Annotated in this window: 11 protein-coding genes; 3 read left to right on the top strand and 8 right to left on the bottom strand. The window is 70.9% G+C overall.

The features are described 5' to 3' along the window. Window positions 1–461: 461 nt before the first annotated feature. Genes AB0L65_RS41405 through AB0L65_RS41420 form a run of 4 tightly spaced genes read right to left on the bottom strand, consistent with a single transcriptional unit; the run spans window position 462 to window position 4,194 of the window. On the bottom strand, window positions 462–1,067 hold the full coding sequence (locus AB0L65_RS41405) for a VOC family protein (protein WP_363972061.1): 606 nt from the start codon (window positions 1,065–1,067) through the stop codon (window positions 462–464). A gap of 39 nt (window positions 1,068–1,106) precedes the next feature. Further along, window positions 1,107–1,928 carry a carbohydrate ABC transporter permease gene (locus AB0L65_RS41410; protein ID WP_364257511.1) on the bottom strand — a complete coding sequence of 274 codons (822 nt, stop codon included), beginning with the start codon at window positions 1,926–1,928 and terminating at the stop codon, window positions 1,107–1,109. Beyond that, window positions 1,925–2,839 (bottom strand): sugar ABC transporter permease, encoded by a 915-nt coding sequence (locus AB0L65_RS41415; RefSeq protein WP_364257514.1) that lies wholly within the window; start codon window positions 2,837–2,839, stop codon window positions 1,925–1,927. Before AB0L65_RS41415 ends, AB0L65_RS41410 begins: the two co-directional genes overlap by 4 nt. Then, window positions 2,836–4,194 carry an extracellular solute-binding protein gene (locus AB0L65_RS41420; RefSeq protein ID WP_364257517.1) on the bottom strand — a complete coding sequence of 453 codons (1,359 nt, stop codon included), beginning with the start codon at window positions 4,192–4,194 and terminating at the stop codon, window positions 2,836–2,838. Before AB0L65_RS41420 ends, AB0L65_RS41415 begins: the two co-directional genes overlap by 4 nt. Window positions 4,195–4,281: 87 nt before the next feature. On the opposite strand from AB0L65_RS41420, the gene AB0L65_RS41425 reads away from it, so the two are divergent. Beyond that, window positions 4,282–5,454, top strand: a complete 1,173-nt coding sequence (locus AB0L65_RS41425) for an ROK family transcriptional regulator (protein ID WP_364257520.1) — start codon at window positions 4,282–4,284, stop codon at window positions 5,452–5,454. Here AB0L65_RS41425 and AB0L65_RS41430 read toward each other — a convergent pair. Next, window positions 5,451–8,438 (bottom strand): glycoside hydrolase family 38 C-terminal domain-containing protein, encoded by a 2,988-nt coding sequence (locus AB0L65_RS41430; RefSeq protein WP_364257523.1) that lies wholly within the window; start codon window positions 8,436–8,438, stop codon window positions 5,451–5,453. The genes AB0L65_RS41425 and AB0L65_RS41430 overlap by 4 nt on opposite strands. 249 nt (window positions 8,439–8,687) lie before the next feature. Here AB0L65_RS41430 and AB0L65_RS41435 point away from each other — a divergent pair, with 249 nt between their 5' ends. Next, entirely contained in the window at window positions 8,688–12,422 is a 3,735-nt protein-coding gene (locus AB0L65_RS41435) for a S8 family serine peptidase (protein ID WP_364257526.1), read from the top strand. Here the strand turns inward: AB0L65_RS41435 and AB0L65_RS41440 are convergent. Further along, on the bottom strand, window positions 12,407–12,952 hold the full coding sequence (locus tag AB0L65_RS41440) for a helix-turn-helix domain-containing protein (protein WP_364257529.1): 546 nt from the start codon (window positions 12,950–12,952) through the stop codon (window positions 12,407–12,409). The two genes, AB0L65_RS41435 and AB0L65_RS41440, sit on opposite strands and share 16 nt — an antisense overlap. Window positions 12,953–13,023: 71 nt before the next feature. Here AB0L65_RS41440 and AB0L65_RS41445 point away from each other — a divergent pair, with 71 nt between their 5' ends. Then, window positions 13,024–13,827, top strand: a complete 804-nt coding sequence (locus AB0L65_RS41445; protein WP_364257532.1) for an SDR family oxidoreductase — start codon at window positions 13,024–13,026, stop codon at window positions 13,825–13,827. 24 nt (window positions 13,828–13,851) lie between these two features. Here AB0L65_RS41445 and AB0L65_RS41450 read toward each other — a convergent pair whose 3' ends face one another. Beyond that, window positions 13,852–14,583: a carbon-nitrogen hydrolase family protein gene (locus AB0L65_RS41450; RefSeq protein ID WP_364257535.1), complete on the bottom strand. Its 732-nt coding sequence runs from the start codon at window positions 14,581–14,583 to the stop codon at window positions 13,852–13,854. Window positions 14,584–14,608: 25 nt separating this feature from the next. After that, on the bottom strand, window positions 14,609–15,037 hold the full coding sequence (locus AB0L65_RS41455) for a helix-turn-helix domain-containing protein (RefSeq protein WP_350727262.1): 429 nt from the start codon (window positions 15,035–15,037) through the stop codon (window positions 14,609–14,611). Window positions 15,038–15,052 lie beyond the last annotated feature (15 nt).

Consider the following 15,052-nt stretch of genomic DNA (forward strand, 5'->3'; position numbering starts at 1 on the left):
CCGGGCCTTCACGACCTGCCGGTTTTCTGACCGGCAGGTCGTGGCGCGCCTGTGGATTGAAATTTACTTTCACACTCGGAGAACCACGTGAAGCCTACTTGCAGATTGGGAGACCCTCATGCACCGTGGAACCAAGATTAAGAAAGGAGGGACGGTGCAGGTCAGGGGCCCGATTTGGGGGGGAGGTGAAACCTGCGATGTGCGATCCATCGGGCTTTGGGACCACGATCGTGCAAGAGCTCGGACGCATAGTCCGGGATGCGATCAAGTCAACACCCCGGACCGTACGGTTTCTCGTCATACTTGCCGCCGTTGTCATAGCGATCGGCGCTACCACAGCCATGATCGACTAAACGGCCGCCGCATGTAGTGGCGTACATGCGAACTGAGGTCAGGCTAACGTGGGGCAGGTCAAGCGTCGACCTGCCCCACGTGATGCCCACGTGATGCCTTCGTGAAACTCAAGGATCCAGCGTGATCCCCTCACGCCTGAGGTCCTCCACGATGCCGTCCACCAGGCGCGTCGCGACCGTCCGGCGCAGCCGACCCTCCTCCCGCAGCTCCCGTACGGCGGGGACCGGGTCGGGGTCGGCGAACAGGCGCTCGTCGGAGTAGTCCACCGGCCGGCCGGTCGGATCGACGGTCCACCAGGAGGCCTCGAGCGCGATCCCGTTCGGGTCGCTGAAGTAGATGGACCGCAGGAAGCCGTGGTCGATGACGTCGGTGACCTCGCAGCCGTGCGCCTTGAGCCGGTCGCGCAGCCGGTTGAGCGCGTCCTCGTCCGGCAGGTGCAGCGACAGGTGGTCGAACTGCGCCGCCTTGGGGTAGGGCACGCCGGCGGGCTTGGCGAAGCTGTCGAGCGGCTGGTCGGTGTACTCGAAGAAGGCGACGGTGTTACCCGGAGCCACCTCGAAGAAGTAGTGCTTGAACGCGGGGACGGCAAGGGTGGTGACGAGGCGGGCGTCGAGCACGCCGTGCCAGAAGCGCACGGTGGCGTCCATGTCCGCGGTCACCAGGGCGAGGTGGTGCACGCCGCGCCAGTGCACCGTGTCCGGGGTCGCAGCCATGCGTCAACCGTACGCCTTTCAACTACCTCTGGTAAGCCGTCAGCCTTTCACCGATCCGGCGAAACTGAAGGAACTGGCCAGGTATTTGTTGACGGCCACGTAGAGGACCACCGCCGGCGCCGTGTAGAGGATCGAGAAGGCGGCCAACTGGCCGTAGGCCACCTGCCCGTACTGGGAGAAGAAGGTGTAGACGGTGACCGCCGCCGGCTGCTTCTCCGGGGTGTCCAGCAGGACGAAGGGGGCGAAGAAGTTCCCCCACTGGCCGACGAAGACGAAGATGGCCACCACGGCTATCCCCGGGGCCATCAGCGGGCCCACCACCGTCGTCAGCGAGCGGAGCCAGCCGGCCCCGTCCACCCAGGCGGCCTCCTCCAGGTTCACCGGCACGCCGTCCATGAAGTTCTTCATCATCCAGATCGAGAACGGCAGCGAGCTCGCCGTCAGGAACAGCACCATGGCCGGCACGGAGCCGTACAGGTTGAAGCGGAAGAACATCGCGTAGACCGGCACGAGGATCGCCGTCACCGGCAGGCCCGTGGTGAACAGCAGGCTCAGCATGAAGTGGCGGCGGTAGCGGAGCTGGTAGCGCGACAGCGGGTACGCGGCCAGCCCTGCCACCAGGACCGTCAGCACCGCCGTGGAGCCCGAGATGACGATCGAGTTGATCAGCGGCAGGATGATCGTGTCCCAGGTCAGGACGGCCTTGAAGTTGTCCAGGGAGAAGGAGAGCGTCGGCTTGGCGGCCAGGCTCGCCTCGGATTGGACGGAGGCGAGCAGGACCCAGAGGAACGGGCCCAGGAAGGCCAGGGTGATGAGCGCCAGCGAGAGCAGGGCGGCGGCGCGGGCGGCGAGCCTCGTCATGCGTCCTCCACCTTGATCAGGCGCAGGTAGACCAGCGAGAACAGCGCGCCGATCACCAGCATGACCAGCGCGATCGCCGAGCCGTAGCCGATCTCGAAGTAGCGGAACGCCTGCTCGTACATGTACAGCGGCGTCGTCTGGCTTTCCGTGCCCGGGCCGCCGCCCGTCAGGGCGTAGATGAGGCCGAAGCTGGCCAGGGTCTGCAGCGTGATCAGCATGAGGTTGGCCATGATGGAGCGGCGGATCAGCGGCAGCGTGATGTGCAGGAGCCGGCGGCCGGGGCCCGCGCCGTCCACGGCGGCGGCCTCCACCAGGTCGGCGGGCACCTCGGAGAGCGCGGCCGAGTAGACGAGCATGGAGAAGGCCGTGCCGCGCCAGATGTTCGCCAGGATCACCGCCAGCATCGGGGCCGTGTAGAGCCACTCCTGGGAGAGGCCCAGGACCCTGTTGAGGGTGCCCTCCTCGGCCAGGAACGAGAACCAGCAGGCCGCGGCCACGACCTCCGGCACCACCCAGGCGGCGATCACCACGCCGTTGACGACGCTGCGGGTCACCCGGCCGCGGCCGCGCTGGAGGAGCGCGATGATCAGGCCGAGGGTGTTCTGGCCGATGACCGCCGAGCCGATGACGAAGACGAACGTCAGGAGGAACGAGTTCAGGAAGTTCGGGTCGCCGAAGAGCTTGACGAAGTTGGCCACACCGACGAACCGCGAGTGAACCGAGGCCGAGCCCGTCAACGTCTCGTTGGTGAAGGCTATGTAGACGCTCCACAGGATCGGCCCCGCCAGGAAGAGCGCGAGCAGGACCAGGGCGGGGCCCAGGGGCAGGAGCCAGCGCATGGCGTTCCGCCGTGACGAGCCGCGTACCGGGCGGCTCGTCACGGGCGGAGGTGGGGCGGTGACGATCGTCATCGCGACATGACCTTGTCGGGTCCGCCGACCGCGGCCGGGAGCGCCTTGGCGTAGTTCGCGGTGGCCTCCTCAGGGGTCCGCGAGCCGGTCACGACCGCCTCCATGGCCTCCTGGACCTGGGTGGACACCTTCGGGTACACCTCGTACGCGGGCCGGTAGTGGGTGACGGAGGCCAGGTCGGTCCAGAACTTGACGCTCGGGTTGTCGGCGCTGTACTTCGGGTCGGCGGCCACGTCCTTGCGGGCGGCCAGGTCACCCGTGCCGACCGAGTAGGCCATCGAGTTCTCCTTGTTCGTGGCCGTGGTGATGAAGTCGAACGCCTCCTGCTTGTGCTTGGTGTACGCGCTCATCGCCATGACCCAGCCGCCCGACATGCTGACCGCGCCCGGCGCCTCGCCGTTCTGCGTCGGCATGGGCGTCCAGCCGATCTTCTCCGTCCACTCGGGCCACGGCTTGGTCCCGGTGGGCCTCCAGGCCGAGCTCGCCCAGGCCCCGTCGAGGGAGAAGCCGAGCTTGGCCTCGGGGAACCACTCCATGGTCACCTTGTCGCCGAGCTTGGCGTTGTGGGCGTCGGCCTGCTTCGGGCCCAGTTCCTCCCGGAAGACGGTGTTGACGAAGGTCAGGGCGTCGGTGAAGTTCTTGCCGCCGGCCACCCACTTCTTCTGCGCGTCGTCGTAGAGGGTGCCGCCCGGCGTGCCGTACAGGAGCATCTCGAAGCCCTGCATGGTCGCCGCCTCGCCGTGGATCTTGGTGGCGTACATGCTGAACGGGACGACGCCGGGCAGCTTCTGCTTGATCGTGCGGGCCGCCGTGAGCACGTCGTTCCAGGTCTTCGGCTCCCACGGGACCGGCAGGCCGGCCTTGGCGAAGACGTCCTTCTGGTACCAGAGACCGCGCGTGTCGGTGCTGATCGGCACGCCGTAGATCTTGCCGTCGCCGCCCTTGGCGGCCTGCTTGACCGAGTCGGGGAACTGGGTGCTCCAGTCGGGCCACTTGGCCAGGTAGTCGTCGAGCGGGGCCAGCTTGCCGGCCGCGACGTCCGCGTTGACCTGGAACGTGTCGTGGTAGTAGAGGTCCGGAGCCGAGTCGGGGGAGCGGTTGAGCAGCGCCAGCTTCGTGTAGTACGCCTCGTTGTTGCCCTGGACGGCCGTCAGCTTGATCGTGACGCCCGGGTGGGCGGACTCGTACTGCTTCTTGGCGGCGGTGAGCATCTTCTCCAGGTACGGCCACGTCGTCTCGACCTTGTAGAGGACCTCGAGTTCCTTGGCGCCTGAGGTGTTCTGCGGGGTGCCGCCGCCGCACCCGGCGACGGCGGTCAGGAGAAGGAGGAGAGAACCGGCCAGCGTACGTTTCATCACGCGCTCCCCGTGTTTCCTTGGGTTTGCGGAGAACGTAAATCTATTTGATTTACTAAGTCAACACTCTGTGGTGACATGGCTCACATGCGACTGGGCACGAACCTGCCCAAGGTGGGGAGCTACAACCGGGCCGTGGTCCTGGAGGCGATCCAGGCGTCCGACGGCATCAGCCGGGTGCAGATCGCCGCCCGCACCCGGCTGACCGCGCAGACCGTGTCCGTGATCGTGCGCCGGCTGCTGGAGGAGGGGCTCGTCGTCGAGGACGGGTCCGTGCCGTCGGGCGGGGGCAAGCCGCGCACGATCCTGCGCGTGGACCCGGGCGCGGGCTACGCGATCGGGGTGCACTTCGACCCCGAGGAGATCTCGTGTGTGCTGGCCGATCTGGCCGGGCGGCCGGTCGAGCGGCTGCGCCGGCCCGTACGGCCCGGCCTGGAGCCCGAGGCGGTGATCCGGCAGATGGCCAGGGCCGCGCGGCGGATCCTGCGGGAGGCGGGGGTGGCGGACGGCAAGGTGCTCGGGGTGGGGCTGGCCTGCCCGGGGCCGCTGGACGGGGACGGCGTGATGGTCTCGCCGCCCAGGCTGCCCGCGTGGGACCAGGTGCCGATCAAGGCGCTGCTGCACGAGCACACGCGGTTCCCGGTGACCGTGGACAACGACGCCACCGCCGCGGCGATCGGGGAGCGGTGGGCCGGGATCGCGCGGACCACGCCGAGCTTCGCCTACCTGTACCTGGGGACGGGCATCGGTGGAGGGATATTTCTGGATAACCAGGTATATCGGGGGCGGTCGCTGAACGCGGCCGAGTTCGGGCACATCACGCTCGAGCCCGACGGGCCCGAGTGCTACTGCGGCAACCGGGGCTGCGTGGAGGCGGTCTGCTGCCCGAGCGCCATCGAGGCCGCCATGGGCGGGCGCGCCTCCCACAAGGCCGTCTGCGCGGCCGCCGCCAAGGGGGAGCCCGAGGCGCGGCGCGTGATCGAACGGGTGGCGGAGCGGCTGGCCGACGCCGCCGTGAGCGTGGTGAACATGCTGGACATCGACCTGCTGGTGCTCGGCGGACCCGCGCTCAGGGAGGTGGGGGAGCTCTACCGCGAGGTCATCGCGCGGGCCGTGTCGACCAGGACGCTGGCCAGGCGGCTGCACGCCGTCCGCGTGGAGACCTCGCCGATCGCGGCCGACGCCGCCGCGATCGGCGCGGCCTCACTGGTCTTCCACGCCACGTACGCGCCCCGCCTGGGCGCCCTCCTCAGCGACTAGGCCCGCTTCAGCCGGAGCGTGACCAGCTCGAACGGGCGCAGCGACACCGACAGCCCCTGCCCCGGCGCGCCCGTGGGGCGCTCCAGCAGGTCGGTGGCGACGACCTCGGCGACGGAGAAGCCCGGCGTCAGCGTGGCGCGGGCCCGGCCGCCCCTCGACTCGTGGAAGCGTACGATCACGTCGCCGCTCCCGTCGTCGGCCAGCTTGACGGCGGTCACCACGACGGCGTCGTCGTCCACCGTGACCAGCGGCTCCACCTCCGCCGCCGCGCCGGTCACCAGGCGCTCGGGCAGGTTGACGAAGTAGCCCTCGCGCACCGCGTCGCCGATCGTCGCACCCGGCACGAGCGCGTGCCGGAAGCGGTGCACGCCCTGGTCGGTCTCCGGGTCGGGGAAACGCGGGGCCCGCAGCAGCGAGACGCGCACGGTGGTGGTCGTGCCCGAGTCCGGGCGGACGGCCCGGGTGACGTCGTGGCCGTACGTCGAGTCGTTGACCAGCGCGACGCCCCAGCCCGGCTCCTCCACGTGCACGAAGCGGTGGTTGCACGCCTCGAACTTGGCCGCCTCCCAGCTCGTGTTGGTGTGCGTGGCGCGGTAGGCGTGGCCGTACTGGCTCTCGGAGGCGTACCGGTCGGCGCGCACGTCCAGCGGGAACGCCAGCTTGAGGAACTTCTCCGTCTCGTGCCAGTCGACCTCGGTGAGGATGTCGAGCCGCCCGCCGGCCAGCGTGAGCACCTGCGTCACGGTGGAGGACCCGAACGAGCGCCGGATGCGGACCCCGTCGCCGTCGAGGCTCACCTCGTCGGCGTCCACGAGGTCGGTGACCGTGTTGCGGTAGAACTCGTCCACGTCCCAGGCGTCCCACTTGTTGGGGAAGTCGGGGTGGAGCTGGAGGAGGTTCGCCGCCTGGCCGGGCGGGACGGTCTCCCGGCCCGCCGTCAGATCGCGGGCGGACACGACCAGGCCGCGGGCGTCGATCTCCACCCTGAGCAGGTCGTTCTCCAGGACGAAACCACCGCCGTCGCGCTCGCGCGTCTCCGTCCACCGCGCGCCGGATACGGCCCGGGCGCCCCCCGCCGGCACGCCGTGGCGGGTGTGCGGGGCGCCGTTGAAGACCACCCCGCGGTCTCCGGCGCCGGCCAGGGCGCGCTGCGCGGTGTCGATGATCTCGTTCAGCTCCGCGGCCACCGCCTCGTACGTCCGGCGCGCCTCCCGGTGCACCCACGCGATCGACGAGCCCGGCAGGATGTCGTGGAACTGGTGCAGCAGCACCGTCTTCCAGATCCGGTCGAGCCGCTCGTACGGGTACGAGGCCCCGGCGCGCACGGCCGCGGTGGCCGCCCACAGCTCGGCCTCCCGCAGCAGCGACTCGCTGCGCCGGTTGCCCTGCTTGGTCTTGGCCTGGCTGGTGAGCGTGGCGCGGTGCAGCTCCAGGTAGAGCTCGCCCACCCAGACCGGCGGGTTGGCGTACTCGGCCTCGGCCTTGGCGAAGAAGTGGGCGGGCGGCTCCCACGTGACGGCGGGTGAGCCCTCCAGGTCGCGCACCCTGGCCGCCTTGGCGACCATCTCGCGCGTCGTGCCGCCGCCCCCGTCGCCCCAGCCCGTCGGCGCGAGCGAGTGCCGCGCGACGCCCTTGTCCTTGAAGTTGCGGGCCGCGTGCGCCAGCTCGCGGCCGGTCATCGAGCAGTTGTAGGTGTCCACCGGCGGGAAGTGCGTGAAGATCCGCGTCCCGTCGATGCCCTCCCACAGGAACGTGTGGTGCGGGAACGTGTTCGTCTGGCTCCACGAGATCTTCTGCGTGAGCAGCCGCTTCGACCCGGCCGCCTTGATGATCTGCGGCAGCCCCGCCGCGAACCCGAACGTGTCCGGCAGCCACACCTCCTCGTTGTCGATGCCGAACTCGTCGATGAAGAACCGCTTGCCGTGCACGAACTGCCGGGCCATCGCCTCGGAGCCGGGCATGTTCGTGTCGGACTCCACCCACATGCCGCCCGTCGGGACGAACCGGCCCGTGGCCACCGCCTTGGTCACCTTCGCCCACACCTCGGGGCGGTGCTCCTTGATCCACGCCCACTGCTGCGCCTGCGACATCGCGAACACGAAGTCCGGCTCGTCCTCCAGCAGGGCGGTCATGTTCGAAGCGGTGCGGGCCACCTTGCGTACGGTCTCGCGCAGCGGCCACAGCCAGGCCGAGTCGATGTGCGCGTGGCCGACGGCGCTGATCCGGTGCGCCGACGGCACCGCCGGGGACGACAGCACGCCGGTCAGCTCGGCCCGGGCGGCGGCCGCCGTGCCGTTGACGTCCTGGAGATCGACGGCGTCCAGCGCCCGCTCCAGGGCCCGCAGCAGCTCCCAGCGGCGGGTGCCGTCGGCGGGCAGCTCCAGCATCAGCTCGCCGAGCACCTCCAGGTCCATCACGAGCTGCCACACGGTCTCGTCGAAGACGGCCAGGTCCATGCGGGCCAGCCGGTAGAGCGGGTCGCCGCCGGCGGTCTCCCTGTCGCCCAGGTGCGTCGGCCGGAAGGGCGGGTTGCCGAGGATGACGGGGTTGGAGGCGGCCTCGACGTGCAGGCGCACCCGCTCGCCGCCCTCGACGGGGGAGCCGATGCGTACCCACTGGTTGCGGGGGTTGAGGCCCTTCACCGGCGAGCCGTCGGGGCGGTAGACCAGGCCCTCGCTCTGGAAGCCCGGCATGTTCTCGTTGAAGCCCAGGTCGAGGATGGCCTCCACGGTCCTGCCCGCCCATTCGGCGGGCACCGTGCCGGTGACCGTGAACCAGCTCGTGCCCCACGGAGCGCCCCACGCGGTGCCGGGCGCGATCGGCTCGGGCGTCGCCGCCAGCCCCTCCGCGACCGGTACGGGCTCGCCCGGCGCGTGCCAGACCGCCACCTCCAGCGGGACGGACTCGGGATACACGGCCGGGCGGATGCGCTCGTCCAGCACCCGCTGCAGGCGGGCCTCGACCAGGTTGCGGTCATCATGCATGTCAGGCGGCTCCCCACGGAAAGGCGACAGATCAGCCTTTAGCACGTTAAGCAACTTGATCGCGCCCGGCAATGCACAAACCCCATCATCTCAGCAAGGGCCGCCGCACGCCGCTGCGGCGCGGCCGGGCGGGAGGACGGTGGCGGGTTCCCGACAAGTCGGGATCTGGCCACACCAACCTCATAGACAACGTCCATCCGGATGACTAGTAATTCGGTATTCGTGCTTACCGATTCTCTGGAGGTCGCCATGGGACGATGGCGGGTTGCGGCCGTCTCCATGGTCATGGTCGCATCGTTATTCTCGGCACCCGGCGCGCACGCCGGCACCGAGGCGGCCGGCCCGCCGATGGCGTTCACGAGCGCCCCGGCCGGCGAGATCACGCTGATCACCGGTGACCAGGTGCAGGTGCGGGCCGTGGACGGCGAGCACCGCGCAGTGACGGTCACCCCCGCGCCGCGGGCGGACGGCTCCGTGCCGACGTTCCAGGTGCTGGAGACGGACACCGGCGTGACCGTCGTCCCCGACGACGTCGCCGCCCTGGTCCCCGACCGGCTCGACACCGCGCTGTTCAACGTGACCGAGCTGGCCGAACAGGGCTACGCGGGAGGCGCCATCCCGCTCATCCTCACCTTCGAGGGCAACGCCACCAAGGCCGCCATCCCCGCCGTCAAGCAGGCCCGCACGCTGGAGAGCATCGGCGGAGCGGGCGTGTCGGTGGCCACCCGGGACGCCGCGGCGTTCGGGGCCGAGCTGGCCAAGCTGGCCACCCCGAGCCTGCGGGCGGCGGGCCCGCTGGCGGGCGTGCGGAAGATCTGGCTCGACCGCAAGGTGAAGCCGGACCTGGAGCAGAGCGTGCCGCAGATCGGCGCCCCCGAGGCGTGGGCGGCCGGGTACGACGGCACCGGCACGACCGTGGCCGTCCTCGACACCGGCGTGGACGCCGCGCACGCCGACCTGGCGGGCAAGGTCGCCGACCAGCGCGACTTCACCGGCCAGAGCGTCGCCGGCGACCCCCACGGGCACGGCACCCACGTCGCCAGCACCATCGCGGGCACGGGAGCGGGCGGCGTCGCCAAGGGCGTGGCGCCCGGCGCGCGGCTGCTCAACGGCCGCGTGCTCGACGCCGACGGCTACGGCCAGCTGTCGTGGATCATCGACGGCATGGAGTGGGCGGCCGGCGAGAAGCACGCCGAGGTCGTCAACATGAGCCTGGGCGGCCGCGAGCCCGGCGGCCCGCTCACCGCGGCGGTGACGCAGCTCAGCAAGCAGTACGGCACGCTGTTCGTGGTGGCCGCCGGCAACGACGGCTGCGACGGGTGCGTGGGCGCCCCGGGCGACGCCCCCGAGGCGCTGACCGTCGGCGCGGTGGACAAGCGGGACGCGCTGGCGCCGTTCTCCAGCAGGGGCCCGATCACGGCCGACCAGTCGGTCAAGCCCGACGTCACCGCCCCCGGCGTGGACATCACCGCCGCCAAGGCGGGCGGCGGCACCCTCACGCTGTCCGGCACCTCGATGGCGACCCCGCACGTCGCGGGCGCGGCGGCACTGCTGCGCCAGGCCCGCCCGGGGATCGCCGGCAACGAGCTGAAGTCGCTGCTCATGGCCAGTGCCAGGCCCGGCCAGGACATCTCCGTGGACGAGCAGGGCGCGGGCCGCATCGACGTGGCCGCCGCGCTCAAGGGCTCGGTCGTGGCCTCGACGGGCTCGGCGAGCTTCGGCAAGCTCACCACCGGCGAGCGGAAGAGCCTCACCGTGGGCTACCACAACCTCGGCCAGACGCCCGCCGAGCTGGACCTGTCGGCCGGCGACGCGTTCACCGTCGAGCCGTCGAAGCTCACCGTGCCCGCCGGCGGGAAGGCCGAGGTGACGGTGACGGCCAAGGCGGCCGAGAGCGGGCTGGTGCGCCAGGAGCTGACGGCCGCCGTCGCGGGCGGCAGCCCGGTCCGCACGCTGCTGACCGCCAGTGTCGACGACAAGCGCGTCGAGCTGCGCGTACGCGGCATCGCCCGCGACGGCCGTCCCGGCCGCGGCGGCTTCACCGTCCTCAACCTGGACGAAGGAACCCTGGTCGGCCGCCTGCTCCCCGGCGACCCCGCCCAGCCCTGCACCGACCAGAAGTACGGCACCGGCACCTGCCTGCTGGTCAAGCCCGGCACCTACTCCGTGCTCGGCCACATCTTCACCATGCCCGCCACGCAGGACAGCACCGCCGGCGGCAAGCCGCTCAACGAGAGCCTGCTCGGCGACCCGGAAATGAAGATCACGGAGAACACCGAGGTCGTGCTGGACGCCCGCAAGGCGGTCGAGGTGAAGGTCGAGACGCCCGACCACCGGACCAAGCGGAACACCGGCGCCGCCGGGGCCCTCATGTGGTACCGGTCCGGCGAGCAGGGCACCGCGCTGCGCGGCGGCACCACGATCTCGCCCGGCGCGCAGATCGAGGAGCGGCTGTTCGTCCAGCCCACCAGGAAGGTCACCAAGGGCACCTTCACCGTCGCCACCCGCTGGCGGCTGGCGGCCCCCGAGATCGAGCTGTCCACGCCCGGCCTGGACCTGGAGCCGCAGTACGTCGACCCGGTCCAGTTCAGCGACTTCTCCACCGAGTACCCGCGCCTGGACGGCACCCAGCTGCTCATGGCCGTGGACGCGGGGCGGGGTAGCCCTGAGGAGATCAAGGCCCGCGACCTGCGCGGCAAGCTCGCCGTGATCCGCCGCACGGACGGCGTGCCCGTCTCCACCCAGTCCAACGCCGCCGCGGCGGCCGGGGCGACGATGGTCGCCGTCTACAGTGACCGGCCGGGGGCCGACGTCACCACCGGCGGCAACAAGGTCAAGCTCGCCGTCCCGACCGTGCGCCTGACGCACGAGGAGGGGCTGAAGCTGGTCGCGCGGCTGCGCCACCTGCCCGTGCCGATCCTGGCCAAGGGCAACGTCGCCAGCCCGTACGTCTACGACCTCTACCTGCGCGAGAAGGGCCGGGTGCGCGACTCGCTCACGTACGTGGTCAGGTCGAGGTCGCTGGCCAGGATCGAGACCGGCTACCACAGCCAGCTGGCCGACGACGTGACGATGAACGAGGCCAGGTTCGTCTTCGAGCCGTGGGACACCTCGTCCATCTCCACGAACCTCCCCCTGGCCAAGACGCCGCGCACCCGGACCGACTACGTCACCCCCGACCCCGAGCTGAAGTGGAGCTCGTCGGCGGGCACCCCGGAGCGGTCCTACAACAACATGTGGCCGCACCCGGACACGCCGCGCGTCCTGATGTCGTCGCCGGAGTTCCGCCCCTACGAGGTGGGGGAGCGGGTCGGCCGGACGCTGTTCAAGCAGCCGGTGATGCCCGGCATCAACCCGCGCAACCCGCTGCGCCGGGACGGCGACCGGCTGCGCATCTCGATGCAGGGCTTCGTGGACGCCGACCGCAACTACGGCGACGGGTACACCAGCATGTTCGAGCACGGCCTGAAGAGCGACTTCCGGCTCTACCAGGGCGACAAGCTGCTGCTGCAGACGAACTACCTGCCCTCGGGGTCGGGCGTGCTCCCGCCGGAGCAGGCCACGTACCGCATCGAGTACGACCTCGCCAACGAGGCCGGGTGGGCGAAGCTGTCCACCCGCACGAGGGCGGTGTGGACGTTCGGCTCGGAGCGGACCACGGCGACGACGGTGATCCCGCTGCTGCTGGCCTCGTTCGACGCGCCCGTGGACCTGAAGAACCAGGCCAGGTCGCACCGGCTCGGCCTGTCGCTCTACCACCAGGAGGGCGCCCCGCAGAGCGCGGTCAAGGACGTCTCGCTGGAGGTGTCGTACGACGACGGCGCCACCTGGAAGCCCGCCCGCCTGCGTGACAAGGGCGAGCGGAGTTACGAGACGACGCTCGACCGCTCGCCGTCCGGCTTCGTCTCGCTGCGGCTGAAGGCCTCCGACGTCAACGGCAACACCCTGTCGCAGGAGGTGATCCGCGCCTACGCGGTGCGCTGAACGCCGTGCAGGAGGGTGTCGATCACCCTCGTGGCCAGCGCGTCCGGATCGGAGCCTGGGGGAGAGCCGTGCGCGGCCTCCCCCAGCAGCGCGAGATAGACCTGCCGGGCCCAGACGATCTCGGCGCCGGGGCCCAGCAGCTTCCCGAACACCGCCTCGCACAGCTCCATCACCTCGGACCGCACCGCCTGCGCCTCCTTGCTGAGCGGCACCGGGCGGGCCAGCGTGAACCGCCAGCCGAGCTTGATCTGCAGGATGTTGGCCGTGGCCTGATGGAGCGCCACCTGGGCGGGCGCGGTGTGCGGGCGGGCGGCGTGCACGGCGTCCTGGATCTCCCGCCACGCGGCCACCTCCATGGCCTCGATCAGCGCCTCCCGGCTGGCGAACCTGCGGTGGACGGTGGCCCTGGCCACCCCCGCCGCCTCGGCGACCTGCTCCATCGTGGCCACCGGATTGGCGCTGAGCACGTCTTCCGCCGCCGCCATGATCGCGCGCATGCTGCGCTCGGCGTCGGCCCGCAGTCTTCCCATGAAGGAGACGGTACAGCTTAAAACTGAGACGAAATGGCGCAGTTCTACTAGAACGTGCTACTTTTCAGCTCATGACTTACGCACTTGTCACCGGAGCCTCCTCCGGGATCGGCGCCGAGTTCGCGCGCCAGCTGGCTGCCCGAGGGCATGACCTGGTGCTGGTCGCCAGGTCCGGCCCCGCGCTGGAAACCCTCGCCGCCTCGCTGCGCCAGGCCCACGGGGTGCGGGCCGAGGTGCTCGTCCAGGACCTGTCCGCCCCCGACGCGGCCACGCGGGTCGCCGAAGAGGTGGCCGCCCGCGGGATCGCCGTCGAGCTGCTCGTCAACAACGCCGGCTTCGGCACGGCCGGGCACTTCGCGCAGATCGCGCCGGAGCGCGAGCACGAGGAGCTCATGGTCAACGTCGTCGCGCTGGTGGGGCTGACGCACGCGTTCCTGCCGGGCATGCTCGCCCGGGGCTCCGGCGGCGTGGTGAACGTGGGCTCCACGGCCGGCTTCAACGTCGCCCCGTACTTCGCGACCTACGCCTCCTCCAAGACGTTCGTGCTCAACTTCAGCCTCGCGCTCTGGAGCGAGCTGCGCGGCACCGGCGTGAAGGTACTGGCGGTCGCGCCGGGGCCGGTCGAGACCGCGTTCTTCGACCGGCTCGGCACCAGGGAGGCGGCCATCGGCGCCAGGCTCGCCACCCCCGAACTGGTCGTCACCACGGCCCTGCGCGCGTTCGACCGCGACCGCGGGTACGTGGTGCCCGGCCGCGGCAACCTGGGCCTGGCCCACCTGATGCCCCGCCGCCCGCGCAAGCTCCTGGCCCTCATCGGCCGCCGCGTCACCCGCCAGGTCGCCGACGCCCTCACGCCCTCCCCGGGACATGGCTGAGGCGCGCGGCGGGCACGGACAGTCCTACCGGAAGCCGCGGTCCGCGCGGTCGCGCCGGAAGGCGTCCAGGCGGTCGAAGTCCAGGTCGTGGACCGAGACCGGGTCGTCGCCCGTGCCGGTGAAGAAGCCGGCGCGGGTCCGCGGGCAGGGGTTGGCGAACCCGGCGACCCCCGCGCAGGGATGCCCGTGGTAGGTGGTCTCGTGGTGCCAGTCGCTGACCGCCACGTACGTCATGAACTCGTACGCCCGCGCCACAGTCATGTGCTGCCACAGCTCGCGCGCCGGGGCGGGGCCGTCCCAGCGGGTGATCGAGAAGGCCGGCACCAGCACCGCGTCTAGGCCGTCGCGCCCGGCCAGGCTGGCCGAGTACCACAGGTCGGCGCAGAGCAGGACGTGCAGGCGGCGGCCGTTCAGCTCGAAGCCCGCGCTCGGGAGGCCGGGGACCACGCCCGAGCGCAGTTCGACGTCGTAGGGGTGGACCTTGTCGTACTCCGTCAGCAGCTCGCCCCCGGCGTCGAACACGGCGCCCCGGTTGACCGGGCCGTCGTAGTGGGACCCGCCGACGACCGCCATCCCCGCCCCCTTGGCCAGGGCGCGCACCCTGGCCAGGTATTCGGCACGGGGCAGGCTGGCGCCGGCCAGCTCGGGCAGGAGCGCCACGTCGCCCGAGCGGGCGGTGACGAGCTCCTCGATCGCGTCGAAGTTGGCGTGGCCGTCGGGAGACCAGTGAGGGGGCTGAACCAGGAGGATCTTCACCCCTCCACTGTGACGGGTGAAGGGCCTACTGCGGCTGGTGTACGCGTATAACGGACATGTCCTCTACATGTACGGGCTCGCGGCAGTGCGCGCACACCATGAGCGGCTCCAGCGGCTCGCCGCAGCTGTGCCGCCACACCGTCGGAGGCTCGCCCTTCGTGACGTACCGGTCGCCCCAGTCCATGAGCGACAGCAGCACCGAGTGCAGCGCCCGCCCGGCATCGGTCAGCACGTACTCGTAGCGCGGCGGGTGCGACTCGTACAGCTCGCGCTCCAGCAGCCCGACCTCCTCCAGCTTGCGCAGCCTGGTGGTGAGGATGTCGCGGCTGGCGCCGGTGTTGCGGGCGATCTGGTCGAAGCGGCGCACGCCCAGCAGGACCTCCCGCATGGCCAGCAGGCTCCAGCGCTCGCCGACGACCGTCAGCGCGTTGGCGATCGAGCATTCCCTGGGCATGCTCACCTCCGAGAG

This window comes from Nonomuraea sp. NPDC052116, assembly GCF_040680035.1.
In the GTDB taxonomy this organism is placed as follows: domain Bacteria; phylum Actinomycetota; class Actinomycetes; order Streptosporangiales; family Streptosporangiaceae; genus Nonomuraea; species Nonomuraea angiospora_A.

Bases quoted from the DNA above. Each gene is read 5' to 3' on its own strand.
- AB0L65_RS41405 (WP_363972061.1), bottom strand. From the start codon at position 1,067: ATGGCTGCGACCCCGGACACGGTGCACTGGCGCGGCGTGCACCACCTC.
- AB0L65_RS41410 (WP_364257511.1), bottom strand. From the start codon at position 1,928: ATGACGAGGCTCGCCGCCCGCGCCGCCGCCCTGCTCTCGCTGGCGCTC.
- AB0L65_RS41415 (WP_364257514.1), bottom strand. From the start codon at position 2,839: ATGACGATCGTCACCGCCCCACCTCCGCCCGTGACGAGCCGCCCGGTA.
- AB0L65_RS41420 (WP_364257517.1), bottom strand. From the start codon at position 4,194: ATGAAACGTACGCTGGCCGGTTCTCTCCTCCTTCTCCTGACCGCCGTC.
- AB0L65_RS41425 (WP_364257520.1), top strand. From the start codon at position 4,282: ATGCGACTGGGCACGAACCTGCCCAAGGTGGGGAGCTACAACCGGGCC.
- AB0L65_RS41430 (WP_364257523.1), bottom strand. From the start codon at position 8,438: ATGCATGATGACCGCAACCTGGTCGAGGCCCGCCTGCAGCGGGTGCTG.
- AB0L65_RS41435 (WP_364257526.1), top strand. From the start codon at position 8,688: ATGGGACGATGGCGGGTTGCGGCCGTCTCCATGGTCATGGTCGCATCG.
- AB0L65_RS41440 (WP_364257529.1), bottom strand. From the start codon at position 12,952: ATGGGAAGACTGCGGGCCGACGCCGAGCGCAGCATGCGCGCGATCATG.
- AB0L65_RS41445 (WP_364257532.1), top strand. From the start codon at position 13,024: ATGACTTACGCACTTGTCACCGGAGCCTCCTCCGGGATCGGCGCCGAG.
- AB0L65_RS41455 (WP_350727262.1), bottom strand. From the start codon at position 15,037: ATGCCCAGGGAATGCTCGATCGCCAACGCGCTGACGGTCGTCGGCGAG.